The organism is Actinomadura geliboluensis, assembly GCF_043197915.1.
In the GTDB taxonomy this organism is placed as follows: domain Bacteria; phylum Actinomycetota; class Actinomycetes; order Streptosporangiales; family Streptosporangiaceae; genus Spirillospora; species Spirillospora geliboluensis.
Genome location: NZ_JBICUA010000004.1, coordinates 506,618 through 533,307, shown reverse-complemented (window position 1 = coordinate 533,307; position 26,690 = coordinate 506,618). Strand labels below are relative to the sequence as shown.

Annotated in this window: 20 protein-coding genes; 11 read left to right on the top strand and 9 right to left on the bottom strand. The window is 74.1% G+C overall.

Translation table 11 applies throughout. The features are described 5' to 3' along the window. The first annotated feature begins 48 nt into the window (after positions 1-48). The 7 genes from ACGFI1_RS16850 (at position 49) to ACGFI1_RS16820 (ending at position 8,762) form a co-directional block, all read left to right on the top strand. The gene (locus tag ACGFI1_RS16850; protein WP_392786129.1) at positions 49-702 is read left to right on the top strand and encodes an MBL fold metallo-hydrolase; all 654 of its coding nucleotides are present in this window, start codon (positions 49-51) and stop codon (positions 700-702) included. Beyond that, positions 699-1,412: an HAD family hydrolase gene (locus ACGFI1_RS16845; protein ID WP_364544566.1), complete on the top strand. Its 714-nt coding sequence runs from the start codon at positions 699-701 to the stop codon at positions 1,410-1,412. The genes ACGFI1_RS16850 and ACGFI1_RS16845 overlap by 4 nt, the downstream gene beginning before the upstream one ends. A gap of 176 nt (positions 1,413-1,588) precedes the next feature. Next, positions 1,589-1,792 carry a PspC domain-containing protein gene (locus ACGFI1_RS16840; protein ID WP_138641074.1) on the top strand — a complete coding sequence of 68 codons (204 nt, stop codon included), beginning with the start codon at positions 1,589-1,591 and terminating at the stop codon, positions 1,790-1,792. Between the two features lie 143 nt (positions 1,793-1,935). Then, entirely contained in the window at positions 1,936-7,041 is a 5,106-nt protein-coding gene (locus ACGFI1_RS16835) for a hypothetical protein (RefSeq protein ID WP_392786127.1), read from the top strand. 6 nt (positions 7,042-7,047) lie between these two features. After that, positions 7,048-7,794 carry a GNAT family N-acetyltransferase gene (locus ACGFI1_RS16830; RefSeq protein ID WP_449202369.1) on the top strand — a complete coding sequence of 249 codons (747 nt, stop codon included), beginning with the start codon at positions 7,048-7,050 and terminating at the stop codon, positions 7,792-7,794. Positions 7,795-7,836: 42 nt separating this feature from the next. Continuing rightward, positions 7,837-8,217, top strand: coding sequence for a hypothetical protein (locus tag ACGFI1_RS16825; RefSeq protein ID WP_364544556.1), 381 nt, complete (start codon positions 7,837-7,839; stop codon positions 8,215-8,217). A gap of 41 nt (positions 8,218-8,258) precedes the next feature. Next, entirely contained in the window at positions 8,259-8,762 is a 504-nt protein-coding gene (locus tag ACGFI1_RS16820) for a hypothetical protein (protein ID WP_392786123.1), read from the top strand. Here the strand turns inward: ACGFI1_RS16820 and lysX are convergent. Further along, the gene (gene lysX, locus ACGFI1_RS16815) at positions 8,759-12,064 is read right to left on the bottom strand and encodes a bifunctional lysylphosphatidylglycerol synthetase/lysine--tRNA ligase LysX (protein WP_392786293.1); all 3,306 of its coding nucleotides are present in this window, start codon (positions 12,062-12,064) and stop codon (positions 8,759-8,761) included. The genes ACGFI1_RS16820 and lysX overlap by 4 nt on opposite strands. 185 nt (positions 12,065-12,249) lie before the next feature. On the opposite strand from lysX, the gene ACGFI1_RS16810 reads away from it, so the two are divergent. Genes ACGFI1_RS16810 through ACGFI1_RS16800 form a run of 3 tightly spaced genes read left to right on the top strand, consistent with a single transcriptional unit; the run spans position 12,250 to position 17,424 of the window. Continuing rightward, positions 12,250-14,298 (top strand): serine/threonine-protein kinase, encoded by a 2,049-nt coding sequence (locus tag ACGFI1_RS16810; protein ID WP_392786121.1) that lies wholly within the window; start codon positions 12,250-12,252, stop codon positions 14,296-14,298. Further along, positions 14,298-15,977, top strand: a complete 1,680-nt coding sequence (locus tag ACGFI1_RS16805; protein WP_392786120.1) for a serine/threonine-protein kinase — start codon at positions 14,298-14,300, stop codon at positions 15,975-15,977. Before ACGFI1_RS16810 ends, ACGFI1_RS16805 begins: the two co-directional genes overlap by 1 nt. Positions 15,978-15,999: 22 nt before the next feature. Then, complete coding sequence (locus tag ACGFI1_RS16800) at positions 16,000-17,424, top strand: serine/threonine-protein kinase (protein WP_387070438.1); 1,425 nt, start codon at positions 16,000-16,002, stop codon at positions 17,422-17,424. Here ACGFI1_RS16800 and ACGFI1_RS16795 read toward each other — a convergent pair. The 8 genes from ACGFI1_RS16795 to ACGFI1_RS16760 form a co-directional block, all read right to left on the bottom strand. Further along, positions 17,334-18,482 carry a DUF6114 domain-containing protein gene (locus ACGFI1_RS16795; RefSeq protein WP_392786118.1) on the bottom strand — a complete coding sequence of 383 codons (1,149 nt, stop codon included), beginning with the start codon at positions 18,480-18,482 and terminating at the stop codon, positions 17,334-17,336. The genes ACGFI1_RS16800 and ACGFI1_RS16795 overlap by 91 nt on opposite strands. Positions 18,483-18,487: 5 nt before the next feature. Then, entirely contained in the window at positions 18,488-19,108 is a 621-nt protein-coding gene (locus tag ACGFI1_RS16790; protein ID WP_392786116.1) for a DUF6230 family protein, read from the bottom strand. Between the two features lie 291 nt (positions 19,109-19,399). Then, positions 19,400-20,017: a response regulator gene (locus ACGFI1_RS16785; protein WP_392786114.1), complete on the bottom strand. Its 618-nt coding sequence runs from the start codon at positions 20,015-20,017 to the stop codon at positions 19,400-19,402. A gap of 88 nt (positions 20,018-20,105) precedes the next feature. Beyond that, entirely contained in the window at positions 20,106-20,771 is a 666-nt protein-coding gene (locus ACGFI1_RS16780) for a response regulator (RefSeq protein WP_392786112.1), read from the bottom strand. After that, positions 20,768-22,102 (bottom strand): sensor histidine kinase, encoded by a 1,335-nt coding sequence (locus ACGFI1_RS16775; RefSeq protein ID WP_392786110.1) that lies wholly within the window; start codon positions 22,100-22,102, stop codon positions 20,768-20,770. Before ACGFI1_RS16775 ends, ACGFI1_RS16780 begins: the two co-directional genes overlap by 4 nt. A gap of 122 nt (positions 22,103-22,224) precedes the next feature. Further along, on the bottom strand, positions 22,225-23,121 hold the full coding sequence (locus ACGFI1_RS16770; protein WP_392786108.1) for a cytochrome P450: 897 nt from the start codon (positions 23,119-23,121) through the stop codon (positions 22,225-22,227). Positions 23,122-23,231: 110 nt separating this feature from the next. Beyond that, entirely contained in the window at positions 23,232-23,879 is a 648-nt protein-coding gene (locus ACGFI1_RS16765; protein ID WP_392732323.1) for a response regulator, read from the bottom strand. Further along, entirely contained in the window at positions 23,876-24,745 is an 870-nt protein-coding gene (locus ACGFI1_RS16760; protein ID WP_392786106.1) for a sensor histidine kinase, read from the bottom strand. The genes ACGFI1_RS16765 and ACGFI1_RS16760 overlap by 4 nt, the downstream gene beginning before the upstream one ends. A gap of 676 nt (positions 24,746-25,421) precedes the next feature. Between ACGFI1_RS16760 and ACGFI1_RS16755 the strand changes: the two genes are divergently transcribed. Continuing rightward, positions 25,422-26,570 carry a Rieske (2Fe-2S) protein gene (locus ACGFI1_RS16755; RefSeq protein WP_392732320.1) on the top strand — a complete coding sequence of 383 codons (1,149 nt, stop codon included), beginning with the start codon at positions 25,422-25,424 and terminating at the stop codon, positions 26,568-26,570. The last annotated feature ends 120 nt before the right edge of the window (positions 26,571-26,690 follow it).

The following is a 26,690-nucleotide window of genomic DNA, read 5'->3' as shown; positions in this document are numbered from 1 at the left end:
GGGGGGCGGTCAATGGGTGCGGCCGCCCCGGCGTGAAAACATGGCCTGATGCAGTTGACGAAGCTCGGGCACGCCTGCGTCCAGATCACCGACGACGACCGCACGATCGTCATCGACCCCGGCGCCTTCAGCGACGGGGCGGCCGCCGCGCTCGCCGCCGCCGACGCCGTGCTGATCACCCATGAGCACTTCGACCACTTCGACGCCGACGCGCTGCGCGCCGCGATGGCGAAGCGGCCCGAGCTGGAGGTCTGGACGTCCCGCGTCGTCGCGGAGAACCTCGCCGACCTGGGCGGGCGCGTCCACCAGGTGGGCCACGGCGACGCCGTCACGATCGCCGGTTTCGACGTCCACGTCTACGGCGAGGAGCACGAGATCCTGCACCCGGACGTGCCGCCCATCCCCAACGTCGGCTTCCTGGTGAACGGCGAGGTGTTCCACCCGGGCGACGCGCTGACCGTCCCGTCCGAGCCCGTCCCGACGCTGTGCCTGCCCGGCAACGCGCCCTGGATGAAGGTCCCGGAGCTGTTCGAGTACACCCGGGCGGTCCGTCCCGGGCGCGCCTTCGTCATCCACGACGGCCTGCTGAACGACATCGGCCTCAAGGTGATGGAGACCGCCGTCACCAACGCGGGCAAGGAGCAGGACAAGGAGTTCCGCCGCCTCGCCCCGGGCACCACGGTGGATCTGGCTGCCAAATGACCGATTCCCCCCAGCCCCCCGACCCCACCCCGGCGCGCGACCTCCGGACCGCACCACCGCTGATCCAGGCGGTGTTCTTCGACATAGGCGAGACCCTCATCAACGAGGGGGAGATCTACGGGCGCTGGGCCGACTGGTTCGGCGTGCCCAGGCACACGTTCCTCGCCAAGCTGGGCGCGCTGCTCGCCACGGGCGGCAGCCACATGGACCTCCTGGAGTACTTCCGGCCGGGCTTCGACCTGGCGGAGGAGGAGCGGCGCCGCGCCGAGGCGGGCGTCCCGAACGGGTTCGGGCCGGACGACCTGTACCCGGACGCGCGGGCCTGCCTGTCCGGGCTCCGCGACCAGGGCCTCTACGTCGGCATCGCCGGCAACCAGCCGGTCGAGGCGGCGGCGCACATGGCGGCGATCGGCCTGGACGCGGACGTCGTCGGCATCTCGGACGTGTGGGGCGTCAGCAAGCCGTCCCCCGAGTTCTTCGAGCGCTGCGCCCAGCTCGCCGACGTGCTCCCCGACCGCGTCCTGTACGTGGGCGACCGCATCGACAACGACGTCCGTCCCGCCCTGGAGTTCGGGATGCGGGCGGCGTTCCTGCGGCGCGGCCCGTGGGGGCACATCCAGCAGGACGACGCCGCGCTCCGCGACTGCCTGTTCGTCCTGGACGACCTGGTCGGCCTGCCGAAGCTCGTCGCCGAGTACAACGCCCCATAGCCCCGCGGCACGTCCGGCCGGGCCCTTAGGGGATGTCCCCTAATCCCCGAGTATGGCGCCGGAACGGGCCCTGCGGCCGATGTGGGACGCCCCGCCCGGTTCGTAGCGTGGGTGACATGGCCGCGAGGAACGCGCGGCCGTGTTCACCGCTCGACGAATCGGGGAGAGAAGAACCCATGAACGGTCTCTACCGCCCGCGCAACGGCCGGATGATCGCGGGCGTCTGCGCCGGGCTCGCGCGCCGGTTCGGCATGACGCCCGGGATGGTCCGCCTGCTCTTCGTGCTGTCGTGCCTGCTGCCGGGCCCGCAGTTCGTGGTCTACCTGGTCCTGTGGGTGATGATGCCGGACGAGGACCGGCACATGGCGGGCGCCCGCTAGCTCAAGATCATCGATAGCGCTCGACCAGGCCCGCCCATGGGTGTTAGATCGGGGCACCACCATCGGACCCCTTCCACCGCCCGGTCGCCCGGGCGGGGAACGCGGGAAGGGGCCCGTCCCTCCGTGGGAAGGGGAGGAGCCAGGTGCCTGAGGAGGCCGCCGCCGCGCGCGAGGCGGAGTACGCGGCCCGGCTGCTGGGCTTCCTGCGCGACCTGGCGCGGGCCCGGCGGCGCCCGTCCCGCGACCTCGCCGGCCACGACCACGTCGAGTGGCTGGCCGACCTGCCCGGCGACGTCTACGTGGAGGCGGACGCCGGGCCCGGCGACGTCCTGTTCAGCGTCCCGGTCATCCCGCTCACGCCGCCCGTCGTGCTGGAGGAGTTCGACGGCTGGCTGGCCCTCCGCAACTGGTACCGGGTCCTGCGCGAGCTGGCCGGGCAGGAGGTCGTGCTCGCGACCGGTCTGCTGTCGTGGCGGCCCGCCGTCCACGACCACCTGCTGAGCACGCCCGTCCGCATCGTCGTCGACGAGCGCACCGAGCGCGTCGACGTCGTCCTCACCGGGCACACGACCCTGCGCGACCGGGAACTGCTCGCCGGGCATCCCGGGTTCCGGCCCGCCGGCTGGATCGCGGACGCCGTCCAGAACGGCCAAGGCTTCGGGCTGAACCCGTCGGTCGGGGACGTCCTGCGCAAATGGTCCCAGACCGCGCTCACCGGCCCCGCCGAATACCGGGAGGACTGGACGCCCGGCACCGACGCCGGGCCGCCCGCCCCGCGCATCCGGCTCGCGCCCGCGCTGGTCGTCCGGCCGCCGGGCCGCGGCGCCGTCGCCGACCACCACGCCCGGCTGCTCGCCCTGCTGCCGCGGCGCGTCCCGGACGGGCTGGCCCGGCTGGTGTCACCGGGCCGGAAACCGCAGGTCATGCACATCCCGGAGCGGGCGCCGGAGACCGTCCCCGACCTGCTCGCCGGGATGCTGGCGCGTGGCCACCGGGTACTCGTCGCCACGTCCGGGCCCGGCGCGTCCGCCGCGCTGCGCGCCGCCCTCCCGCCCGGGCTCGCCGCGCTCACCGCGACCGACGCCGCCACCGGCGCGCAGGTGCGGGACGCGATCAGCGCCGCCCGGCCCGACGAGGCCGCCGCCGCCGAACGCGAGAAGGCCGCAGCCCGCCGGGTCGCCGAGCTCACCGAGCAACTGGACGGCGAGTCCGCAGCGCCCCCGCCCGACCGCCGCGACGAGGCCCCCGAGCTGTCGTGGCTGCCCGTCCGGCCCGACCTGCCGCCGACACCGCCGATCTCCCGGTCCGAGGCGGCGGAGCTCGTCGTCCTGCTCGCCGAGGAGAGCCCCGCCCGCAAGGCCCGCACCCGGCAGCGCGACGTCGACCCGGGCGCGCTCCCGAGCGCCGCCTACGTGCGCACCCTGGTCGACGCGGAGCAGGCCGCCGCCGAACGCGCCGAACGCGCCCGGACGGACCTGTCCCAGCGCCTCCGCGACAGCGACGTCACCCTCCTCGCCCGCCTCGACGGCGACGCGTCCGTCGTCGCCGCCGCGCTCCGCGACCTCGGCCTGGACGGCCACCCGGGCGGCTGGAACCCCGCCGACCTCGCCGTCCGCGCGTTCAGCGACGCCCTCGCCGAACGCCGCCCCCTCATCTGGGCCCGCGTCGTGGAGATGACGTCCCGCGCCCAGTGGGCCGAACGCGCCCTCGCCGGACTCGGCGGCCACCGCGTGGAACTGCCCGCCGACGCCGACCTGCGCGGCCTCGCCGCCGCCGCCCAGGACCTGCGCGGCTACCTCGCCGGCGGCGGCACCCTCAAACGCGGCCCCCTGCGCTCCGCCGCCCAGCGCCAGGCCGAGACGCTGCTCGCCACCGTCACCGTGGACGGCGCCGCGCCCACCACGGCCGAACTGCTCCACCTCGTCCACACCGACCTCATGGTGCGGATCACCTGCCGCGAACTCCAGTACGTGTGGGAGGCCGCGGGCATCTCCTTCCCCGCCGACCTGCCGCCCGCCGAGCGCATCGCCCGGTTCGTCCGCGCCCACGCCCGCCTCGCCCGCGTCCGGGACGCCATGCCCGCCGTCGACTCGACGCGCACGCTCCTCGACCGGAACGGCTTCGGCGTGTCCCTCGGCCACCCGGCCCAGTGGCACGCCTACGCCACCGCCCTCCGCAACGCCCTCGAAGGGCTCGGCGTCAACCGCGCCACCGCCGACCTCGACGCCCTCCGCGACTCGCTCGGCCCGCCGCACGCCGACGATCCCCCCGAACTGGGCGCCGCCGTCGCCGCCATCGAGGCCCGCGACGCCGCCGCCTACGGCCGCGCCCTCGGCGCCCTCGCCGAGGCCCGCCACGAACGCGCCCTGCAGATCCGCTGCACGGAACTCCTCGACCGCGTCCGCGCCGTCCACCCCGACCTCGCCAACCTCATGATCGCCACCGACGGCGACGAGGCGTGGCACGACCGCACCCGCCGCTGGGACGACGCCTGGGCCTGGGCGCGCCGCGCCGCCACCGCCGCCCCGCCGCCGCCCGCCCGCACCGAACTGGCCGCCGCCGAGGAGGAACTCGGCGAGGCCCGCGCCGCCCTCGCCACCGCCCAGGCGTGGACGGCCGCCACCGCCCTCGCCGACGTCCCCGCCTGGATCCTCCCGCTGTGGCGCATCCCGGACGTCCTCCCGCCCGAGCCCGACTCGTTCGACGCCGTCATCGTGGACGGCGAGCACGAGGCCGGCGCCGAGGCCCTCTTCGTCCTGTGGCTGGCCCCCCGCGCCGTCCTCGTCGGCCCCGCCGGCGCGGACCTCCCACCCCCCGAGGGCCCCCTCCCCGCCACCCGCCTCCCACCCCACCTGCACGAGGCGATCACCCCCACGACGACCCTTTTCACAGCCCTCACAGGCCCCCGCACCGAGGCTGAGCAGCAGCACCCAGCCCCCGCAAAGACCCCACCCCGCCGCCTGGACGCCCCACCCTTGGCCCCACGCGACACGAACCACCCCACCACCCGCCCCGCCCCACCCCGTCGCCTGGACGCCCCACCCCTGACCCCACCCGAACACCCCCCACCCCGCCGCCTGGACGCGACGTCCGACCCGGAACCCCGCCCACCGACCATCCCCGCCCTCTGGGGAACCCCAGGCCCCCACCCACCCCCACAGCCCCCCGCAAAGGCACAAGACCCACAGCCGTCAGAGGCACAAACACGCCGCCCGCCGAGCGAACCAGAAACAGAGACGCCGCCCGACCAGCCGCACCCGCAGGACCCGCCGCGTCGCCAAGCTCCGCCGCGCCCTCCGGCGTCGCCGCAACCCTCAGAGGCACAAGGACAACCGGAAACGCGCCACCCGCCGAGCCAGCCACCTTCGCCGCGTCCGCCAGAGGCAGAGGCCCCGCCCGGCCCCCCGCGCCCGCAGGACTCGCCACGTCGCCAAGCTCCGCCGCGCCCTCCGGGATCGCCGCAGCCCTCGGAGGCGCAAGGACAGCCGGAAACGCGCCGCCCGCCCACCCATCGGCCTTCGCCGCGCCCGCTGGAGGCAGAGGGCATGCGCCCGACAGACTCGCCACGTAGGCGAGAGTCGCCGCCTCCGCTGGAATCGCACGGCCCATCCGCCCCACCGCGTCGGCCGCTCCCACCGCGCTCGCTGGAGAGACAGGGACCGCTGGAGGCACACGACCCTCCCACGCCGCCGCGCCCGCAGAACCCCCCGCGTCGGCCGGATTCATCGCGCTCGCAGGAGTCGCAGGGGCCGTTGGAGTCCCAAGGTCCTCCCACGCCGCCGCGCCCGGAAGACTCACCACGTCAGGAAGAGCCACCGCGTTCGCCGGAGTCACACGGGCCGTTGGAATCGCGCCGTCCGCCATCGCCGCCGCTTCGGCCGGGCTCGCCGCGCCCGCAAGATGCGCCGCGCCAGGCAGAGGCGCAGGAGTCGCGGGGGCCGTTGGAGTCGCGCCGCCCACCCGCACCGTCGCGTCGGCCAGAGTCACAGGGGCGGCCTGAGGCGCCGTTGGAGTCCCATGGTCCGCCCGCGCCACCGCGCCCGCAGGACTCGTCCCGCCAGCCGGAGTCACCAGGGTCGCCGGAGTCGCGGGGCTCGTTGGAGTCGCGCCGCCCACCTGCACAGCCGCGTCGGCCACAGACTCACGGGCGGCCTGAGGGGGCGCACCCGCAGGACTTGCCACGTCAGCCAGAGTCGCCGGAGTCGCGGGGGCCGCTGGAGTCGCGGCGCCCACCCGTGCCGCCGCGTCAACCAGAGACTCAGGGGCGGCCTGAGGGGGCGCGCCCGCAGGATTTGCCGCGTCCGGCAGAGGCGCCGGAGTCGCGCCGTCCGCCGTCGCCGCCGCGTCCGCAAGATTCGCCGCGTCAGGCAGAGTCACCGCGCCCTCCGGAGTCACGCGGGCCGTTGGAGGCTCGCCCACCCGTGCCGCCGCGCCCGCAGGACTCGCCCGGCCAGCCGGAGTCACCGCGTTCGCAGGAGTCGCGCGGGCCGTTGGAGTCGCGTCGCCCACCTGTGCCGCCGCGTCGGCCAGAGACTCAGGGGCGGCCTGAGGGGGCGCGCTCGCAGGACTTGCCACGTCAGCCAGAGTCGCCGGAGGCGCGGCGTCCGGCGTCGCCGCCGCTTCGGCCGGGGTCGGCGCGTTCGGTGGAGTCGCCGGGGTGGGCTGAGGGGGCGCGGCCGCAGGACTCACCACGTCGGCCAGATTCTCCGGAGGCGCGTCGGCCAGTTGGGCCGCCGCGGCGGTTGGAGTCGCTGCGGCCATCCGAGTCATCGGGGGCGGCGGGTTCGCCTGAGGGACGGGGGCCGGTGGAGTCGCGTCGTCCGTCTGGGGCGCCTCGGGTGCCGGACGTGCCGCGGCGGTTGGATTCGCCGCGGCGGCAACCGCGTCCTCCGGAGGAGCAGGAGCAGTGGGAGCCGCATCGTCCGCCTGCGCCGCCGCGTCACTCTCGTCCCGCTGACTCACCGCGCGCGCCGGAGGCGCAGGGCGGAGCGTCTTCGGCGGGGGAGGAGCGTCGGGAGGAGGCCGGGGGGCCGGCGAAGGTGCGGCGCGGGCAGTCGATCGTGGGGTACAAGCGGCCCGAGCTGGTCGAGATCGTCGGGCGGATCGCGGAGCGGGAGCCGGATCTCACCGATGAGCAGCTTGTCGAGCTGGTCGCGCGGCTTCTCGGGTGTCCGGAGGACGAGGCGCTGCTTGTCGGGGCGCGTCTCCGGTACGCAGTGGAGACGTACCGGCAGCAGTCGGGCGGCTGACCTTTGGTGGACGGTGGGCTCGTGCGGGCTCTGCAGGAGAGGGCGGCGCGCGGTCAGCCCGCGGAGTGCGTCGTGGACGCCGGCGGGTGGTGGTTGCGGGTCGCTCCCGAGGGGTCGTGGTGGGTCGGGGCGGTGCTTCCCCATGGCGGTGCGGGGATGGATGAGGTGGAGCGCCGGGTTGCGGGGGCGGAAGAGTTCTACGCCGCGCATGGGGCGGTGGCCCGGTTTCAAATCACGCCTGAGGTGTGTCCTGATGGGCTTGATGCCCTTCTGGATGAGCGGGGGTATCGGCGGCATAGTCCCGTGGCGTTGCAGGGGGCGAGCACTGCTCGTGTCCGGGAGTTGGAAAGGACGCTGAAAGTCAGCCTGGACGAGCGTCCGACGCGGGCGTGGTTCGATACCTGGCAGGCGGTGAACGGGGAGTCCCGCGCGGAATGGGAGATGCTCGCCCGGGTGGATCTGCCGTCCGTCTACGTGTCCGCGCTGGTCGGTGGCGATATCGTCGCGGTCGGGCGGGCGGTGGCCGATGACGGATGGGCGGGCGTTTTCAGTATGGCGACCCTTCCCGAGGCGCGGGGGAAAGGCGCCGCTCGGAATGTGCTGTCCGCACTGGCGGGGTGGGCGGACGCGAACAATGCCGACCGCATGTACCTCCAGGTCGAACGCGGGAATGGGGCGGCGTCGCGGCTCTACGCGCGGGCGGGGTTCTCCGAAATGTGCGTCTACCACTACCGGAGCGCCGGGCGGCGGTAATGGGCGTGCGAAGTGTCGGTGGCGACCGGCAGAATCGCGTGCATGGTGGCCGACGAACTGGTTCAGGTGTGGCGGGACGTCATTCAGGGCGACGAGAAGTCGTGGGTCCTGTTCGAGAACGGGACGTGCGTGATTCTGATGGAGCCCGAGGACGATCTGAGCGCGCAGGCGGTGGAGTTGCTGCGCGAGTACGGGCCCGTCCACGCGGGCGGTCCGGCCGGTGACTTCGGGACGATCGATCTTGAGGCGGCGCCCGGATGGGCCGTGTACGGGCACCACGGCGACATCCTCACCTATGTCGCTCCGGACGAGGTCGAGGAAGGTGCGGACGATCTGGTCGTGGGCCTGTTCGGGCGGGCGAAACGGGATCAGGACGGCCGGGAACTCGCCGTGGTCCATGTGGAGGACAAGCGGGCCCGGTGAATTGGCGCACCGATGTCAGCGGATGTCTGTACAAATGTCGTGTGACGGAGTGGGACGAGGAGGCGCTGGCGCGGTTGCGGGCCGCCGCCCATCGGGGCGACGGCGATACCGGGGTGCTTCGGGGGCGTCCGCTCGAACCGGTGCTCCAGTACGCGGGTGACGTGCTGCTCGCCGCGCTGGCCCGCGACGGCGGCGGCGAAGCCCTGGCCCGCGCGTGCCTGGACGGCCTGAAGGCGCGCGGCCTGCCGGGTGACGCCGAGTTGGCCGCCCAGCTCGCCGCCGCGCTCGACGGCGCCCCGCCCGATCCGCTCGTCCCGCTGCCAGTCGACCTCGGTGCCGTGGCGGCGGCCCTGGACGACGGCGGCCACGTCCTCGACCTGGAGCGCGGCGACGTGCTGCCCGATGACGAGGAGCTCGTGGCGATCCCCGACCGCTGGCTGCCGATCCCGCCGGGCGTCCTGCCCGAAGGCGAGGACGCCCGGCGGGGCGCGGCGCGGCAGTGGCTCGCCGAGCAGGGCTACCGGCCCGTCCCGCGCAGCCTCTAGGAGCCGGGGCGCACGAGCGGGAACGGGATCGTCTCCCGGATGCTGCGGCCGGTGAGGGTGATCAGCAGCCGGTCGATGCCCATGCCCATGCCGCCGGCGGGCGGCATCGCGTACTCCAGGGCGCGCAGGAAGTCCTCGTCCAGCTCCATGGCCTCCGGGTCGCCGCCCGCGGCCTGCAGCGACTGCTCGGTGAGCCGCTTGCGCTGCAGGATCGGGTCGATCAGCTCGGAGTAGGCGGTGCCCAGTTCCAGGCCGAAGACGATCAGGTCCCATTTCTCGGCGAGCCGCGGGTCGGCGCGGTGGGGCCGGGTCAGCGGGGACGTCTCGGCCGGGTAGTCGCGGACGAACGTCGGCGCCGTCAGGTGCTCCTCGACGAGCGCCTCGAACAGCTCCTGGACGATCTTCCCCTGCCCCCACTGCGGGTCGACGTTCAGCCCGTGCCGTTCGGCGTACCCGCGGACGGCGTCGCGCGGCGTGCCGGGGGTGACCTCCTCGCCGAGGGCCTTCGACACCGACTCGTAGACGGTGATCTCGTCCCAGGGCTCGGCGAGGTCGTACTCGACGCCGTCCCGGACGACGACGGTGGTGCCGAGGGCGGCGCGGGCCGCGTCCACGACGAGGGAGCGGGTCAGCTCCGCCATCGTGTCGTAGTCGCCGTACGGCTCGTACGCCTCCAGCATCGTGAACTCGGGGTTGTGCTTCTGCGACACGCCCTCGTTGCGGAAGTTGCGGTTCAGTTCGAAGACGCGCCCGACCCCGCCGACCAGCAGCCGCTTCAGGTACAGCTCGGGCGCGATCCGCAGGTAGAGCTGCATGTTGTAGGCGTTGATGCGGGTGGTGAACGGCCGCGCGGTGGCGCCGCCGTGCACGGGCTGCAGCATCGGCGTCTCGACTTCGAGGTAGCCGCGGGACCGCAGGCCCTCGCGGACGGCGGCGACGGCGTCGCCGCGCATCCGCAGCATCCGGCGGGACTCGTCGTTGACGATGAAGTCGACGTACCGCTGCCGGACGCGGGCCTCGGGGTCCGACAGCCCGGAGCTCTTGTTCGGCAGCGGGCGCAGGCACTTGGCGGTGAGCGTCCAGGACGCGGCGAGCACCGACAGCTCCCCGCGCCGGGACGTGACGACCTCGCCGCGCACGCCGACCTGGTCGCCGAGGTCGATGAGCGTCTTCCAGTGGCGCAGCGACTCCTCGCCGAGCGCGTCGGCGGTGAGCATGACCTGGAGGTCGGCGGTCTCGTCCCGCAGCGTGACGAAGATCAGCCGGCCGTGTTCGCGGGCGAGCACGACGCGCCCGGCGACGGCCACCTCGGTTCCGGTGTGGGCGTCGGGGGCGAGGTCGGGGAAGCGGGCGCGGATGTCGGCGGCGAAGTCGGTGCGCTCGCAGCCGAGAGCGTACGGCTCCATCCCGGCGGCGCGGATCTGGTCGAGCTTGGCGTGCCGCACCCGCTCCTGCTCCGACAGCCGCCGCTGCGGGGCGCGCGCCGCCTCCGCCGCCTCCTCGATCTCGTGGATCTTGTCGACGAGTTCGGTGGACGGGACCATCGCGGCGGCCCGGTCGAGCTTCGGCCGGTTGAAGCTCGGCAGGAACCCCTCCGCGCGCGCGTAGGCGAGCCCGAGGCGGATCAGGTGGCGGCCCTGCGTGTAGCAGATGAAGCGGGGCCGCCAGTGCGGCATGTACTTGGCGTTCGACAGGTACAGCGATTCGAGCTGCCAGAACTTCGACGCGAACGACAGGAACTTGTAGTAGAGCCGCGCGACGGGTCCGGCGCCTATCTGCGAGCCGCGCTCGAACGCCGAGCGCAGCATCGCGAAGTTCAGCGAGAGCTGCTGCGCGCCGATCGCGGCGGCCTTCTCCGCGAGCTTGGCGACCATGTACTCGTTGAGGCCGTTCTCGGCGAGCCGGTCGCGGCGCATCAGGTCGAGCGACAGCCCGGCCCGTCCCCACGGGACGAAGCTGAGCAGGCCGCGCAGCTCCCCGTGCGCGTCGAACGCCTCGACCATGACGCAGCGCCCGTCGGTGGGGTCGCCGAGCCGGCCGAGCGCCATCGAGAAGCCGCGCTCGGTCTCCTCGCCGCGCCAGGCGTCGGCGCTGCGGATGAGCTTGGCCATCTCCCAGCCGGGGATCTGCGCGTGCCGCCGGATCCGGACCGTGTACCCGGCCCGCTCGACCCGCCGGACGGCCTGCCGCACCTGCCGCATCTCGCGGCCGTCGAGGTTGAAGTCGGCGAGGTCGATGATGGCCTCGTCGCCGAGCTCCAGGGCGTCGAACCCGTGCCGCTTGTAGATGTGGGCGGCGCGCTCGCCGACGCTGACCGCGCCGGGGATCCACGCGTGCGCGCGGCACTCCTCCAGCCACGCCTCGATCGCCTGGTCCCAGGATTCGGGGTCGCCGAGCGGGTCGCCGCTGGCGAGGGAGACCGAACCCTCGACCCGGTAGGCGATGGCCGCCTTGCCGTTCGGCGCGACCATGACGTCTTTGTCGCGGCGCAGCGCGAAGTAGCCGAGGGAGTCCTGGTCGCCGTACTCGGCGAGCAGCGCGCGCGCCGAGAGCTCTTCGCCGGGGGACAGGACGGGGTCGCGCCGCCCCGGCTTGAACAGCGCCCAGAACGTGCCGATCAGCAGCCCGGTGCCGAGGCTCCACAGGATCACGTCGACCCAGAACGGCACGGCGACGTCGATCGGCTTGCCGGTGACGCGCGGCCCGAGGACGGTCTGCGCGATCGCGTAGAGCGGGTGCGTCCACACGTCGCCGCTGCGGTTGCGGTCGGTCACCGTGACCAGGAACGTGCCGATCCCGCCGGTCACGATCAGGAGGCTGGTGAAGACGATGGTCGCGAGCCGCCGGTTGGCGCGGTCGGGGAGGGTGGTGAACTCGCCGCGCGCGGAGATCAGCAGGCCGAGCACGGCGAGGTACACGGCGGCCGTGACGATCAGCCCGACGGGGGTGGGCCGCTCCGGGTTGATCAGCGTGGTCAGCACGGCGGTGACGCCGAGCGCGGTGGGCAGGCAGAAGATCAGGACGAGGATCCGCCAGGCGGCCTTCTTGCGCCGCCGGACGCCCATCGACAGCAGGATCCACAGCAGCCCGATGGGCACGCTGGGGAACCAGCCGAGGTATCCGATCCAGCGCAGCGCCCAGATATCGGCTATCTCGAGGATGAGACCATAGGAGACCCACGCGAGCAGCGACAGGATCCCGGAGAGACGGGTGTACCAGAAGAAGATCGTCGGCGCGGCCTGGATGAGCCGCCCCCACTCGCCCCGCAGGCCGCCCGTGCCGTGCGGTTCCCTCTCCGGCATGCCCCCCCAGTCGCCGCGCGGTGTGGCCTTGTTCTTTTTACCGGGTGTCACGTCCATCACGCTTTCGTCCGCGGGCGCCCGTCCGGCGGCGAACCTCGGGGTGGTGCCGGACGTCGTACGGATAGGGGGATGTGGCTTGCAAGCTCGGTCCAAGGTTGTCAGCAAAAGTCGATATGGTCGCGGATATGCCAAATGAACCCACCGGTGAGCGGTTGCTCGCCCGCCGCTACCGCCTGGTGACCCAGGTCGGCCGGGGCGGCATGGGGACGGTCTGGCAGGCGCACGATGAGGTCCTCGGTCGTGACGTTGCGGTGAAGGAGGTCATCCTCCCGCATGGTCTCACCGATGAGGAACGCGCCGTGCACCACAAGCGCACGTTCCGTGAGGCCCGTACCGCCGCGCGGCTCGGCCACCCCGGCGTCGTGACGGTCTACGACGTCGTCGAGGAGGACGACCGCCCCTGGATCATCATGGAGCTGATCAAGGCCCGCTCCCTGGACCAGGTGATCAAGCAGGACGGCCCGCTGGAGCCGCGCCGCGCCGCCGAGATCGGCCGGCAGATGCTCGCCGCGCTGCACGCCGCGCACGGCGCGGGCGTCCTGCACCGCGACGTCAAGCCGAGCAACGTGCTGATCACCGGCACCGGTCGGATGGGCGAGCGCGCCGTGCTCACCGACTTCGGCATCGCGACCGCCGCCGGGGACGCGACCCTCACCCAGACCGGCCTGGTGATGGGCTCGCCCGCCTACATCGCGCCCGAGCGCGCGCGGGGCCGCGTAGCCGGCCCGGCGTCCGACCTGTGGTCGCTCGGCGTCACGCTGTTCGCGATGGTGCACGGCCGGTCCCCGTTCGAGCGGCCCGAGCCGATGGCCGCGCTGGTCGCGGTGATCTCCGAGGAGCCCGACCCGCCGGAGAAGGGCGGCCGGCTCGTCCCGGTCATCGAGGGGCTGCTGCGCAAGAACCCCGACCAGCGGATGGACGCGATCGAGGCCGGCGCGCTGCTGGACGACATCGTCCGGCAGGAGACCATCGACACGCAGCGCACCATGGCCGTCGAGTTCTCCATGGACGACCTCGCCGACCCCCAGGGCACCGTCCAGGACTCCGCCTACCGGTCGCGGCCGTACGCGGAGGCGTACGCCGAGCCGTACCCGGAGACGTACGCGCCCGACCAGCCGCTCCCGGAGGAGATGGAGGAGTCGGGCGGCCGTCCGGAGGCCCCCGAGTCCGGCCCGTCCGCGGCGCCGCCGGCGGCCCCGAAGGCCCCGGCGCCCGAGAACGCCCAGGAGGCGCGCCCGGACCAGCTGACCAGCCTCGACCTTCCCGCCGCCGCGACCCGCGCGGCGAAGCAGGCGACCCCGGCGAGCCAGGCGAACGCGGAGAACCCCGGCGAGACGGCGCCCGACCCCGACCGGGTCAGGTCGTGGCGCTCCGGGCCGCGCACCGAGCCCGCCGGCGCGATCCGCTCCGACCAGGCCCCGCCCGACCGGCCCGGCCCGGCCACGCACTTCCCGCCGACGACGCACCACCCGTCCGCGCGGCCCGCGCTGGCCGCCAACCGGAACGTGCTGATCGTCGCCGCGATCGTGCTGATCATCATCGTGGTCGTCGCGAGCATCGCCCTCGCCAGCGGCGGCGGGGAGGACGAGCCGGCCCGCAAGGAGGGCGCCACCACCCCGTCCAGCACTGGCGCGTCGCCGTCGACGCTCGCCACGACCGCGTCGTCCAGCGTGTCGCCGAGCGGGTCGCCGAGCGCCTCGCCGAGCGGCGGGCTGCCCGCCGGGTTCACCCTGCACAAGGACCGCAGCGGCTACGCGGTGCCCGTCCCGAAGGGGTGGAGCGGCCCGGAGCGCAAGCAGGGCGGCGACTTCTTCTACTCGCCCGACCGCAAGGTCTACCTCCAGATCGACCAGACCGACGACCCGGGCGACAGCGCGATCGACGACTGGCGGCGGCAGGAGCGGGGCGGCGCCGGGTTCCCCGGCTATGTGAAGATCAAGATCGCTCCGACCGGCGACCAGCCGCCCGTCCGCGACACCGGCGACGGCGACGACTCGGCCGACTGGGAGTTCACCTACAACGGCGACGGGGGCCGGGTGCACATCCTGAACCGCGGGTTCGTGGCGAACGGGCACGGCTACGCCATCCTCCTGCGCGCGCCCGACGCCGCCTGGGCCAAGGTGTTCGCCGAGTTGCAGCCGGTCTACGCGCACTTCCAGCCCGCGGACGACTGATGGACGGCCGCCTCCTCGCCGGTCGCTACCGGCTCGAATCCGTGGTCGGACGCGGCGGCATGGGCACCGTGTGGCGCGCCCGCGACGAGACCCTCGACCGCGAGGTCGCGGTCAAGGAGGTCGTGCTGCCCGCCGGGCTGAGCGACGAGGAGCGGGAGAACCGGCACCGCCGGACGCTTCGCGAGGCCCGCGCGTCGGCGCGGCTGAACCATCCGGGCGTCGTGACCGTACACGACGTCGTGGACGAGGACGACCGGCCGTGGATCGTCATGGAGCTGGTGCGGGCCCGCTCGCTCCAGGAGATCGTGGACGAGGACGGGCCGCTGCCGCCCGGCCGCGTCGCGGCGATCGGCCGGCAGATCGCGGGGGCGCTGCGCGCGGCGCACGCGATCGGCATCCTGCACCGCGACGTCAAGCCCGCGAACGTGCTGGTCGCGGCCGACGACCGGGCCGTGCTCACCGACTTCGGCATCGCCCAGCTCGCGGGCGACGCCACCCTGACCGGCACCGGGCTGATCATGGGGTCGCCGGCCTACATGTCGCCGGAGCGGGTGAACGGCGACCCGGCGATCCCCGCGTCCGACCTGTGGGCGCTCGGCGCCACCCTCTACGCGGCGACGGAGGGGCGGGCGCCGCACCACCGCAGCGACGCGATGGCGGTCCTCGCGGCGGTGATGACGCAGGACGTCCCGCCGCCGCGGAACGCGGGGCCGCTCGCACCCGTCCTCATCGCGCTGCTGGAGCGCGACCCGGTGCGGCGGCTGAGCGGCGACCGGGCGGAGGAGGCCCTCAAGGCGGTCGAGGCGGGCCACGCCGCCGAGCCGGCCGCCGCGCACCCGACGACCGCGCAGCAGCCCGTCCCGTTCCAGGCTTCGGCCCCCGTCCCCGCGCCGGCGGCGCCGGGCATGACCGCGCCGTTCACGCCCGGTCCCGGGGCGCAGGGGGCGACGACCGGGTACGCGCCCGCCCCGCCGCCGATGCCGCCCGCCCCGCAGGCGCCCGAGCCGCCGCGCAAGCGGTCGGCGTTCCTGCCGGTCCTCGGGGGCATCGCCGCGGCGGCCGTGATCCTGTCGGTCGCCGGGGTCGTGTTCTGGATGAACCGCCCCTCCTCACCCGCCGACCCGGACCTGACGCCGACGCCGCCCGCCGCCGAAGGCACGCCGTCCGCCACGCAGAACCCGCAGGACCCGCCGACCAGCGCGCCGCCGTCGCAGCCCGCCTCCAGCGCCACGGCCCTGCCCGCCGAGCTCGTCCGGTCGGTCGGCAACGGCTTCACCATCGGCGTCCCGCGCGGCTGGGTGCGCGCGACGCGCGGCAACAGCACCGTCTGGACCGACCCCGTGTCCTCCGCCTACATCCAGGTCGACCAGACGATCTGGACCGGGAACCCCTACGACCACTGGGTCGTCTGGGAACGAGAGGCCATCGCGGACGGCAAGCTGAAGGACTTCCGGCGGGTCGGGGAGATCACCCGCACGACCGTCGCGGGCCGCCCCGCCGCCGACATCGAGTTCACCTGGACCCGGGGGACGGGCCTCACCCGGGCCCGCGACCGGGGTGTGATCATCGACGGCCGGCCGTTCGCCGTGGTGGTGGCGGTTCCCGCGTCCCAGTGGAACGAGAGAGAGCCGCTCGTGAAGAATGTGCTCGACACGTTCCGTCCCTCCGGGGTGGGATGACCGATGGGGGGACTCTTCCGACATGGCACAGGCACGTCTGCTCGGTAACCGCTACCGGCTGGACTCGGTGGTCGGCCGGGGCGGCATGGGCACCGTGTGGCGCGCCTTCGACGTCATGCTGGACCGCGAGGTCGCGGTCAAGGAGGTCGTGTTCCCGCCGGGCCTGACCGAGGAGGAGCGCGCCGTCCTGTACGAGCGGACGTTCCGGGAGGCGCGGGCGTCGGCGCGGCTCAACCACTCCGGCGTCGTGACCGTCCACGACGTCGTGCAGGAGGGCGACCGGCCGTGGATCGTGATGGAGCTGGTCTCCGCCCCGTCCCTGCAGGACGTCATCGAGCGCGGCCCGCTCGACCCGCGCCGCGTCGCCGACATCGGCCTGCAGATGCTCGGCGCGCTCCGGCACGCCCACGAGAAGGGCATCCTGCACCGCGACGTCAAGCCCAGCAACGTGCTGATCACCGGGTCCGGCCGGGTGGTGCTCACCGACTTCGGCATCGCGCAGATGGAGGGCGACGCGACGCTCACGCAGACGGGCCTGGTCATGGGGTCGCCCGCCTACATCCCGCCCGAGCGGGCGCAGGGCGAGCGGGCGGTGCCCGCGTCGGACCTGTGGGCGCTCGGCGCGACCCTGTACGCGGCGCTCGAGGGCCGGTCCCCCTACGAGCGGTCGGACGCGATGTCGTCGCTGCAGGCGGTGCTGACCGAGCCGGTCCCGATCGCGCGGAACGCGGGGCCGCTCGCCCGGGTGCTGGACGGGCTGCTGGCGCGCGAGCCGGTGCACCGGATGACCGCCGCGCAGGCGCAGCCGCTGCTCAGCCGGGTCGCGACGATGCCGGTCCCGTCCCGTCCGGCCCGGCCGCCCGCGCCGCCTCCGCAGCCGCCGTCGGCGAGCGAGACGGTGATGGACGAGCCGTCCGCGCGGCGCCGCCCGGCGCCCCGCGTCGAGGACGCGGCCGAGACCGTCCTGGACCCGGCTGGTTTCGCCGACCCGGTGACCCGCCTCGACCCGCCCGAGCCCGACCCGGTGACCCGCCGCGACCCCGGCCCCGGCGCCGGGGAGCACAACGCGCGGACTTTACTGGAGACCGAGTGGGCGCCGCCGCCCACCAGCCCGAACACCCCGTCCAGGCCGAACGGCCCGCCGCAGACGCCGCCGCCGTGGGAGCAGCCGCAGCAGTTCGCGAACTGGCAGCAGCCGCAGCCTCCGCCGGCGCCGCAGCCGGCACCGCGCCCGGCCGGGGCGGCGGGCGGTGAGCGTCAGCGGACGGTGCTGGTCGTCACGGTCGCGGTGATCCTCGTCGTGGCCGCGGTGCTGCTCGGGGCGTTCATCCTGCGCGGCAAGCTGCGCTCGAACGCTCAGGCGGCGCCGATGCCGAGCCCGGTGATCTGCGCCCCGTTCGCGGTGACCGACGGCTGCTCGGACACCACGTCCGTCATCACCATGTAGGGGAGCGTCAGCGGCGGCGGGCTCTCCGGGGTGAAGGTCAGCGGGATCCCGAGCAGCTTGGACGACATCTTCGTGGTGTACATGACGACGTCGCCGGTCAGCGTGAGGTTGGGTGTGCGCGTCCGTGACGCGGCCCCGCCACGGGCGGACGTCGTCTGGTCCACGTTCTTCAGGACGGCCTTGGACATGCTGAACTTCAGCGCCTTCACCGTCCCGCCCGCCGAGGGCAGCGACGCGACCCCGTCATAGCTGAGCCCCGACATCGTCAGGGAGTCGGCGCGCAGGGTCGATGCGCCGGTGTAGAGCCGCGTCCCGGAGCCGGCGGCCTGCTTGGACGCGGTCTGCCCGTCCTTCGCCCGGCAGGCCGGGTCCTTGCTCGACCGCAGGCTCTGGAGCAGCTTGCGGAGCTGCTCCTGGGACAGCCCGGCGCCGTTCGAGGGGACGTCCGGGCAGGTCGCCGCCTTGGTGCTCGTCGTCGGAGCGGGCGTCGGAGCGGGCTTCGCGGTGGGGGCGGTGCTGGGAGCGGTCGTCGGGCTGGGCGTCGCCACGGGGGCCGTGGGCGCAGTGGGTGCCGTGGGTGCCGTCCCGAAGGGCGGCGTGGGCCAGGGGGCGAGCAGCGGGAGGCCCAGCGCGGCGGGCAGCGCGATGGCGGTCAGCCGCCCGCCGTGCCGAGCCCGCCGTGGCGCGGGCGCCGCGGGCCGTGCGGGTGCGGCGGGGGACCAGGCGAAGCCGAGGGCGCCGCCGACCAGGCCGAGCAGCAGACCGACGAAGAACCCGCCGAAGTTGGACGTGAGGAACGACGCCAGCGACAGCAGCACGGCCAAGACGCCGTAGAAGCTGCGCTGGGCGGGCTGCGCCCACATCAGCACGCCGGCCGTGACGAGCAGCGCGCCGATCAGCCAGCTCGCCACCCCGGCCATGCCCTGGTGGACGACGAGCGGCAGCGGCGCGAGCGGGATCGCGATCAGTTCCAGGCCGCCGAGGACGGCGAACACGCCGCCCCAGAAGGGGCGCGTCCGCCGCCAGCGGCGGAATCCGGAGGTTCCGGCGGAGTCCATGGCTGTCAGAAGCACTCGTCGCCGAGCTTCATGCTGAGGTCGCTCAGCTTGAAGGTGCCGGCGGTGGTGGCCCACGCGACCTGCTTGACGTTCCGCAGCTCGATGCGGGACGCCTGCTGGCCGAACATGCCCGCCGGGCCCTGGGCGCCGTCCGGGCCGTTGTCCAGGGTGCTGGCGTCCCGGCCGATCTCGATGTTGGAGAACGTGGCGTCGGCGTTGAGCTGCTCCACGTCCAGGACCAGGTCGGACGCCTCGACGGGCTTGGAGCCGGTGCCGGCGGTCAGCCGCAGCGTGAACGGGCCGACCTTCACCGACTGGCACATGTTGCGGATCTGCGCGGACTTGATCCCGGAGATCTGCACCGGGTGCTTCGCGCCGTCCTTGCCGGTGTCGACCCCGCCGTACTGGACGAAGCCCTGCCCGGTGAGGGAGTCGGCGCTGACCTTGAAGCTGCCGCCGGAGACGGCGAAGGAGGAGGCGATCGCGCCCTGCGCGGTCATGAAGGCGAGGGCGCCCGCGCCGATCGCGGCGGGGACGGCGAGGGCGGCGAACCGCTTCCAGCGGACGCGGCCGACCGGGGCGGAGTCGGCGCCGTCGGTGCCGGACGGGTCGGGGGATTCGGACATGGGGGTTGCTCCTGGGGGTCTCGGCGGGCCGGGCGGGGGCCCCGGCGGCACCGGTCGATCTCGTGACGGTGAGTGCAAGTTACTACCAAGTACTTACTTGCGGCAATCGCCGGCAGGACGCCCGAAGGTAAAGGATCCGGTCCTTTACCTGCGAAAGCTCTTGAACTCGCTGTCAATAGAGCCGGTGAGGATCAACCACTATCAACTACCAAGCGTGATCGTCACGGGCCGAAGATCCCGGAGCCTGCGGGCCGAAGGTCCCGAAAGCGGGGGATGGGAGAGACCGGCGGGTCAGCTTCCCGCCGAGAAGGCGTCCACGGCGAGGCGCAGCTCGCGGACGTGCCGTTCGAGGGCGTCCACCGGGCCGTCGCCCGCAGCCCGCACCTGGACGAGGTCGCCCTCCACCTTCGCGAGCCGCTCGTCCAGCGCCGCCAGCAGCCGCTCGCAGCCCGCGAGGGCGCTCTCGGCGTCGCCGCCGCCGAGCGTGCTGCGCAGCAGCCGCGCCTGCTGCTTGAGCTCCAGGTTGCGGCGGTGCAGGTCGACGAACACCGACACCTTCGCGCGCAGCAGCCACGGGTCGAACGGCTTGGTCAGGTAGTCGACGGCGCCGGCCGCGTAGCCCCGGTACGCCTGCTCCCCGGCGCCGCCGCCCGCGGTCAGGAAGATGATCGGGATGTCGCGGGTGCGCGGCCGGGACTTGATGTGCTCGGCCGTCTCGAAACCGTCCATCTCCGGCATGACGACGTCCAGCAGGATGAGCGCGAAGTCCTCGTTGAGGAGTTCCTTCAGGGCCGCCTGCCCGGACGTGACGGGCACGACCTCCACCGGCAGCGCGTCGAGCACGGCCGCGAGGGCGGTCAGATTCTCCTCACGGTCGTCGACGGCCAGGATCCTCGTGTCGTTCGGCACTGGACTCCTCAACGTCGGTGGTGGCCTGTGCCGTCCAGCCTGTCATGCTCCCGCCGACGGCAACAGTGAATCGATGCAGAGTAAATTTCTATGGCAGCCAGCCGGGTTTGACCAACCCCGACTCGTACGCGAACACCACCAGTTGCGCCCGATCGCGGGCGCCGAGCTTCACCATCGTGCGGCTGACGTGCGTCTTCGCGGTCGCCGGGCTCACCACCAGGCGGGCCGCGATCTCCTCGTTGGACAGCCCCTCCCCGACGAGCGCCATGACCTCGCGCTCCCGGTCGGTCAGGGCGTTCAGCCGCGGCGACGGCGCGGGCTCCTTGGCCCGCGCGGCGAACTCGGCGATCAGCCGCCGGGTCACGCTCGGCGACAGCAGCGCGTCCCCTGCGGCGACGGCCCGGACGGCGTGGATCAGCTCCACCGGCTCGGTGTCCTTCACCAGGAACCCGCTCGCGCCGCCGCGCAGCGCCTCGAACACGTACTCGTCCAGCTCGAACGTGGTCAAGATCACGATCTTCACGCCGTCGAGCCGATCATCGGCGGCGATCCGGCGGGTCGCCGCGAGCCCGTCCAGGCCCGGCATGCGGATGTCCATCAGGATGACGTCGGGCCGCAGCCGGCGAGCCCCCGCGACCGCCTCCTCGCCGTCGCTCGCCTCGCCGACCACCTCGATGCCCGGCTGCGCGTCCAGCAGCGCGCGGAACCCGGCCCGGACGAGCACCTGGTCGTCGGCCAGCATCACCTTGATCACCGCACACTCCCTCCGGGCCCGCCGCCGCCCGCGCCGTCGTCCGCGCCGTCCTCGTCCACGTCGCCCTCCCGCAGGGGAAGCCCGGCCCGCACCCGGAACCCGCCGCCCGGCCGCGGCCCCGCGTCGAACGTCCCGCCGAGCGCGGCGGCGCGCTCGCGCATCCCGCGCAGGCCGCTGCCGCCGGGCCGGTCGTCCAGCAGGGGCGCGCCCCGCCCGTCGTCCTCGACCCGGACCACGATCTCGTGTTCACCGTAGGCGATCCGGACCCGCGCCGTCACCGGCCCGGGACCGGCATGCCGGGTCACGTTCGTCAGCGCCTCCTGGACGATCCGGAACGCCGCGAGGTCGGTGTTCGCGTGCAGCGGCCGCCGGTCCCCGGTGATCTCGGCGTCGACCGCGAGCCCGGCGGACCGCGCCCGGTCGAGCAGGTCGTCCAGCCGGTCCAGCCCGGCGGTGGGCGCGCGCGGCGCGGTCTCGCCCTCCGAGCGCAGCGCGCCGATCACGCCGCGCATCTCGGTGAGCGCCTCCTTGCTCGCGTCCTTGATCGCGGCGAGCGCCGTCCGCGCCTGCTCGGGGTTCTGGTCGATGAGGTGCAGCGCCACCCCCGCCTGCACGTTGATCATCGAGATGTTGTGCGCCAGGACGTCGTGCAGTTCGCGGGCCATCCGCAGCCGCTCCTCGCTGGCCTGGCGGCGCTCCTCCTCGGCCCGCGTCCGGGCGGTCTCCGCGGCCCGCTGCGCCCGCATCCGGATGAGCTCGCCGCCGATCAGCACCACCAGCGCCCAGCCGACGACGAAGCTCGACCCGCCGAGCGTCGGCTCCTCCACCGGGAACGGCCCGTCCTGCCCGCGCTCGGCGGCCGGCACGCCGATCAGCGCGGTGAGGGAGAAGAACGCGGCGAGCCCGATGCCCGTCCCGGCCCAGGTCAGCAGCCGGTGCCCGGCGGTGATCGCGGCGATCATCGCGACGGCCAGCGCGAGCGGCGCCGGGCCGTAGGTGTAGGCGCGCAGGAAGTACAGCGCGGTCACGGCCGCGACCGCGCACACCGTGAACACCGGGTTGCGGCGCCGCAGCAGCAGGAGCGCCGGGCCGCCGAGCAGCAGCGCGAAGCCGAGCGCGTCCAGGTCGGTGTGCCCCAGCTCGGACGTCCCGCCGCCGTGCTCCCAGGGCGGGCCGCCGGACCGCTCGCCGCCGGCCGGGCCGCCGCGCTGCGCGCCGAGCGACCCGGCGACCTGGATGAGGGCGACCAGGGCCGGGACCACCCAGACCGGCCACGTGCCGGGACGCGGCCAGCCGGTGTGGCCCGGCGGGTGCGGCGGTGAGGTGCTCATGCCTGCACGGTAAGTCATCGAGGTCAGGCGGCACGTCGGCCGCGGGGAGTGCGCGCCGGTACTCCTCGAGAGGTACCCGGAGGGACCGGGCGCCACCGGAGGGATCAGGCGCCACCGAGGGATCAGGCGGTCCAGCGGACCGGCAGATGGGCGAAGCCGTGCCGGGCGCTGGACCGCAGCGGCACCGGCTCGCCCGCCAGCCGCGGCAGCCCGGGGCGTTCGAGCAGCGCGACGAGCATGGCGCGCAGGTGCACGCGCGCCAGCCGCGCGCCCAGGCAGGCGCGGTGCCCGAACCCGAAGCACAGGTGCGGCCGCGGGGACTGGACGAAACGGTCCGGGGCGAACCGGCCGGGGTCGGGGAACTTCTCGCCGTCGTGGTTGGCGGAGACCAGCCACAGCGCCACCTGCTCGCCGGGCAGCAGCGGCACGCCGCCGACGGTCGTTCCGCGCAGGACCGTTCGCCACACCTGGAGCACCGGCGTCCACCAGCGCAGCATCTCCTCGACGGCGCTGTCGACGAGCGTGTCGTCGTGCTGCTCCTCCTGGAGCCGGACGTACTCGGCGGGGTGGCGCAGCAGCGCGTACAGGCCCCCGGCGAGGGTGTTGCGCAGCGTCTCGGGCAGCTCGCGCACGACCTCGCCGACGAAGTCGACCGGCTCCTGGGACGGGATGCGGGCGAGCATCGCGCGGGCGGGCGGGTCCATGTCGATGTGCGCCGCGTCGCGCGCGTCGCCCGGCGGGACGTCGGCCGGGGGCGCGTCGGCGCCGCTCACGGGGCCGTGCAGCGGCCCGTCCATCTGCGGGGCGAAGAGCTCGGGGTGGGTGAGGGCGTGGTGGACGTCGGAGTAGCGCAGCACGGCCCAGGCGCCGGGCTGCCCGGCGGAGCGCTCGTCCAGCCAGACCACCGGCGTCCGCGCCCTGAGCCGTTCGAGCCGGTCGTGCGGGATCCCGCCGGCGTAGGCGTCCGCGCGGCCGAGGGCCCCGGCGGGGATCGGCGGCGCGCCGCGCGGTTGCGGCATGGGTACCTCCTCTCCGAGGCAGACGCTAACGCGTCGCGGCCGAACCCTGAAGGGCCGGATTCGGCCGTCCCCATGCGCGGGGGCTGCATGGCGCGGCGGGGGCGCGCGGGTCAGCCCGCGAGCCACTCCCCGGTCTCCACGCTGACCAGCCCGTGCCGGGCCGCCTCGATCACCGCCTCCCGCTGCGAGTGGACGCCCAGCTTGGACAGCACGCTCTGCACGTGGCTGCGCGCCGTGCTGCGCGTGACCCCCATGGCCTTGGCCAGCGCCTGCGTGGACTCGCCGCGGGCCAGCCGGGTGAGCACCTCCCGCTCGCGCGGGGTGAGGAACCGCGCGACCTTCTGCGCGCGGGTGTTCGGGCGGGCGCCGCCGCGCAGCGCCGCCTGGTCGATCACGACCTCGCCGTCCGCGACGCGGCGCAGCACGGCGAGGATGTCGCCGGCCTGCTGGCCCTTGTGCGCGAACCCCCGCACGCCCGCCGCGACGCCCGCCTCCAGCACCGGCTGCTCCAGGAACCCGGTCAGCACGACGAACTTGGTGTGCGGGGACGCGGCGCGCAGCCGCGGCATCCAGTCCAGCGCGGTGCCGGACGGGAACCGCAGGTCGATCAGGCAGACGTCGGGCTGCCGGGAGCGGAGCACCGGCAGCGCGTCGGCGGGGGAGTAGGCGACCCCGACGACGCTGTGCCCGGCGTCGGCCAGCACCAGCGACAGCGACTCGGCGAAGACCGCGTGGTCGTCGCAGATGATCATCCTCATGGGTGCGGCCGCCAGTCGTCGAGGAAGGCGTCGGCACCGATGCCGCGGGGCGCGATGGACTCCGGGGGCGGCGCCGCCGGCAGCAGCATCCGGACCCGCGCCCCGCCCATCTCGCAGGTGCGGATCTCCAGGCTGCCGCCGTAGCCGGAGATGAGGTCGTGCACGATGCCGAGCCCGAGCGAGGCCAGGCCGGGCCGGGCCCGCCCGCGCCCCGGGCGGCCGGCTTCGCCGGGGCGCCCGCCGGCGCCGAAGCCGGGGCCGTCGTCGTCGACCTGGATGACGACCCACCCCTGGTCGGCCTCGACGCGCACGTCGACGCGGCCCGCCGCGACGCGGCACGCGTTGTCGAGGACGTTGCGGACCGCGCGCCACAGGGCGACCGGGTCCATGTGGGCCCAGGACTCGCCGCCGGTGAAGCACACCTCGTGCCGCGTCGCGAGCCGCATCCCGGTGACGACCTCGGCGGTCAGCTCGTCGACCCGGAGCCGCTCGGGGCCGGGCAGCGGGCGGCCGTCCGGGCCGTCCCCGTCGCCGGTGTCGTCCTCGTCGAGCCGGCGCAGCAGGTGGTCGAGCCAGCGGGTCTCGCCGAGCAGCTGCTCGATGCGGGCCCGGCTGGTGTCGCCGACGTCCTCCGCGACGACGACGGCCGAGGCCAGCATGATGATGGTGCCCAGCTCGTGCCGGATGTCGTGGCGGAGCCGGCGCCGCCACAGCACCTGCTCGCCCCGCCCGGCGGGGTGGCCGCCGTCCGGCGCGCCCGCGAGCGTCCCCGTCCCCGCGCCCGCGTGCGCGCCCGCGGGCCCCGCGGGCCCCGCAGGCCCGGCGGAGGCGTCCGCCGGGGAGGACCGCGCCCGTCCGTTGTTCATGAAAGTCCCCCGTCCGCTATTCCAGCACCCCATAGACGGTCACCCGGCCTCCCGGCGCATGTCCAGTGAATTGGCCGCAACAGACCGGTGCCTGTCCAGAAGTGGACATGTGCCTCACCAGGGCAAACTCGATGCTTTGTCGGAACGTCTCAGTCAGGTTTGTCAGTTCGTCCCGCGGCTTTTCTTTCATACCGGTGGCGTAGCCGCTTTGCGCATTCCGGTGGGTGCGCCGGCGGGCCCGCGGCGGGACAGTCGCCTCATGCCGACGGTCACATTTCTCGGACATGCGGGGGTGGCGGTGGACGCGCAGGCGTTCCACCTGCTCGCGGACCCGTGGCTCGCCCCGACCGGGGCCTTTCTCGGAGCCTGGCACCAGTATCCGAGAAACGATCACCTGAATCCGGACGCGGTGCTCGACGCCGACTGGGTCGCCGTCTCGCACGAGCATCTAGATCATTTCGACCCCTGGGTCATCGACCGCCTTCCGGTGCGAACCCGGATCCTCATTCCGCGTTATCCCGGACCCGCCTTCCGGGAACGCATGGCCGCCGCCGCGGGTGGCCGCCAGGTAATCGAGATCGAACCCTGGGGGAAATACCCGCTTGACAATCGCGGGTCCTGGATCACGGTGATTCCGGAACTATCTCCTATGTGCCACGATGCCGCCTTTCTCATCGTGGCGGACGGGCGCGGGATCCTGCACTGCAATGACGCCCGGCTCACCGCCGCCCAGGCCCGCCGCGCCAAGCACCTCGCCGGCGACCGGCTCGACCTGATGGCGCTGCAGACGTCCGGGGCGTCCTGGCACCCCATCTGCTACGAGTACCCGGCCGCGGAGATGGCCGAGCTCTCCCTGTCCAAGCGGATCTCCAAGCTGCGCGCGGTGCAGCGCCTCGTCCGGCAGACCGAGCCGGAGCTGGCCGTCCCGTTCGCGGGCCCGCCCTGCTTCCTGGACGCCGAGGTCGAGCACCTCAACTGGGTGCTCGGCCAGGAGGACGGCGCGTTCTGCGACCCGGAGGTCTCGACGGCGTGGCTGCGCGAGCACCTGCCGCGGCAGCGCTGGGACCACTTCCTGCCCGGCGACGCGATCGACCTGGACACCGGCGAGATCACCCGCGACCCGGTCTCGGCGGAGTTCTCCTTCGCCGACGCCGACCGGGGCGACTACCTCAAGCGGTACGCCGCCGACCGCGCGCCCGCCCTCGCCGCGGTGCTCGCCGAGTACCCCGAGCCGGGCCCCGACCTGTTCGACCGCTTCGCCGCCCACTTCACCCACCTGGGCGGCCTCAGCGACTACTTCCGCCGCCGCATCGCGATGACCGTCCGCTTCGAGATCACCGGGCCGAACGGCGGGGCCTGGGACGTCGACTTCGGCGAGGACGGCGTCACCGTGGCGGTCGCGGGCCCGGACGTCCGCCCGCACTACCGGATCACCACCGCCGGACGCTGGCTGGACGCCGTCCTCACCGGCCGGATGGCCTGGGAGGACCTGCTCATCTCGTTCCGGCTCAGCCTCTACCGCGACCCGGACGTCTACAACGACCACCTGGTCGGGCTGCTCAAGCACGCCAACGCGCCCGCGCTGCAGGCCGTCGAGGAGTACGAGACCGGGCGGGACGAGTCCGAGCGCATCACCGTCGACTGCGACGGCGCCCGCTACGACATCCCGCGCTACTGCCCGCACGCCGGCGAGGACCTGTCCGTCGGCGCCGTCGTCCGCGACGGCCGGATCCACTGCCTGGCCCACAACTTCGCCTTCGACCTCGCCACCGGCGAGTGCCTCAACGCCCGAGCCGCCAACCTCACCAGCCGCAAACTCCCGTAGACCCCGCCCCTGAGGGCCGGGCGCCTCCCGCGCCGCCCGGCCCGCAGTGCTGCACGGGCAGGCCGTAACAAGGGCATTACGTCTTGTGTGCGGGGAAGTGTTCCGGGCCACGGCGTAGAT